The following is a 655-nucleotide window of genomic DNA, read 5'->3' on the forward strand; positions in this document are numbered from 1 at the left end:
CCGTGTCTTCCGGCGCCTCTTCCAGCACCACGTGCGCGTTGGTCCCGGACACACCGAACGACGACACACCCGCCCGGCGCGGCCGACCCCCACGCCTCCACTCCCGCGCCTCCGTCAGCAACTCCACCGCACCGGCGGACCAGTCGACCTCCGCGGAGGGCTCATCCACATGCAGCGTCCGCGGCAGCACACCATGCCGCATCGCCTCCACCATCTTGATCACACCAGCCACACCGGCAGCGGCCTGAGTGTGCCCGATGTTGGACTTCACCGAACCGAGCAGGAGCGGCTCCACCCGCCCCCGGCCGTACGTCGCCAGCAACGCCTGCGCCTCGATCGGATCACCCAACCGCGTGCCCGTACCATGCGCCTCCACCGCATCCACATCACCCGGCGCCAGACCCGCAGCCGCCAGCGCCTGCCGGATCACCCGCTGCTGCGACGGACCATTCGGCGCCGTCAGACCATTCGACGCACCGTCCTGGTTCACCGCCGAACCACGAACCACGGCCAGCACCCGGTGCCCGTTCCTGCGCGCGTCCGACAACCGCTCGACCAGCAACATGCCAACACCCTCACCCCAGCCGGTGCCGTCCGCCGACGCCGCGAAGGACTTGCAGCGGCCATCGGCCGCCAGACCCCGCTGGCGCGAGAA

Annotated in this window: 1 protein-coding gene; it reads right to left on the reverse strand. The window is 70.7% G+C overall.

The annotated features are described in order from the left end of the window. Positions 1-655 (reverse strand): beta-ketoacyl synthase N-terminal-like domain-containing protein (locus KWI83_RS37825; RefSeq protein WP_218518893.1); only part of this gene is annotated, 655 nt, incomplete at both ends.

Source organism: Streptomyces sp. TRM70350, from assembly GCF_019219825.1.
GTDB lineage: Bacteria > Actinomycetota > Actinomycetes > Streptomycetales > Streptomycetaceae > Streptomyces.